Origin of the sequence: Escherichia sp. KCJ4928 (assembly GCF_004352695.1) — a bacterium.
Taxonomy (GTDB): Bacteria; Pseudomonadota; Gammaproteobacteria; order Enterobacterales; family Enterobacteriaceae; genus ECMA0423.
Genome location: NZ_SJWV01000414.1, coordinates 1 through 1281 on the forward strand (window position 1 = coordinate 1; position 1281 = coordinate 1281).

Genomic DNA, 1281 nt, shown 5'->3' on the forward strand with positions numbered 1-1281 from the left:
GCCGCCTCTGTCGCGCCGTGGCCTGCGCTCCCGGCATCCCGGCAAAAGGCCGCCGGGATGTAAGGGGCAACGCCGTTTCGCAAACCGCGCTTCACGTCGTTGCGGCGGGTCCCTGCCCGTTGTTCTGTCCGGTGCCATTCACCTGTTTAAGCCCCTGTCGCCGGGGGCATAGACAGCCACAACCTGCCGCACTGACTGTCCAGGGTAAATGAACAGCCCACAAAATTTTTTACCCAAAACCCGGTAAAAAATTTTGCGTTCTGCCCAGGACAGGTGCGGCAGGCCGTGGCAGTGATGCCCCATGCGGCGAAGGTTCTCAAAAAGGTGATGGTGAATACCGGAGGGAACAAAAGGCAGGTCCCCGCAAAACGTCAAAACCGCGGCTCCCGAAACTCAAAAGATGATGGGGGCTGAAAACATCAGATACAGGAGGAAACATGAGCGCATTTTCTTTTAACACCGCTTATCAGCCAACAGGCGATCAGCAGAAAGACGCAATCGCACAAATCGACATCATGCAGAATCGTGCTGTTCAGGCAAATCTTGCATACCAGAGCAGCCTGGATGCGGAAACGCTATTGAAACAGTTATGGCAAATCAATGATGAACTGGGGGAACTGTTGGATAGCGTGGAAAATCACACGCCAGTTATCAGAAAAAAAGCCAGTGATTTGAGTGCACTGATGATGCTTTTCAGCCAACAGGCCGGTCAGCCTATGACCATGTTGTTGATTTGTTAATGATAATCAGGGGCAGGAAATTAAGCGAAAGATGCTCTGCCCCGGGTTTGCAGCGACCGGAACGGTCGCGCCACCCTTGTCGCGCTGTGGCCTGCGGCGGCTCCCGAAACCTAACCGATGATGGGGGCTGAAAACCAGAGAGAGGAGAAAGCAGGATGAGTACCCGAAATATCCACGTTAACACCGCGTCGTACACGCTTCTTGTTGCCGGGAAGAAAAAAAACACCGGGGAAGAGTGGGACGTCCTGGAATTCAGCAGCCTGACTGAGCTGAAAAAATATCGCAAAAGCCACCCGGAAAAGATGGCCTTCAGCTATAGCTACGCGCTCAGCCGGGGTGTGGATACGCAGTTCCGCCATATCAACATTGCGGAAGCCGATCACTTCAAACAGTTCCTGCGTCAGATTAAGCGTACCGGCCTCGATATCCGGGCGATCTGCTGACCGGATGTGATGAATATCCCTCCTGATTGTTGCGATCTTGTTAATGAAGACCGGGAGGGATGATATTAAGCGGAAAATTTTTTTATTAAATTTATTCT

Annotated in this window: 2 protein-coding genes and 1 pseudogene; 2 read left to right on the forward strand and 1 reads right to left on the reverse strand. The window is 52.4% G+C overall.

Features of this window, described 5'->3' with window-relative positions; all coding sequences use genetic code 11:
* A pseudogene (locus tag E0D98_RS28195) lies at window positions 1-138 on the reverse strand (hypothetical protein); the annotation flags it as partial.
* 299 nt (window positions 139-437) lie between these two features.
* On the opposite strand from E0D98_RS28195, the gene E0D98_RS24415 reads away from it, so the two are divergent.
* On the forward strand, window positions 438-740 hold the full coding sequence (locus E0D98_RS24415; protein WP_001272235.1) for a hypothetical protein: 303 nt from the start codon (window positions 438-440) through the stop codon (window positions 738-740).
* A gap of 155 nt (window positions 741-895) precedes the next feature.
* A complete protein-coding gene (locus tag E0D98_RS24425) occupies window positions 896-1183 on the forward strand; it encodes a hypothetical protein (protein WP_000107543.1) in 288 nt (95 codons plus the stop codon).
* The last annotated feature ends 98 nt before the right edge of the window (window positions 1184-1281 follow it).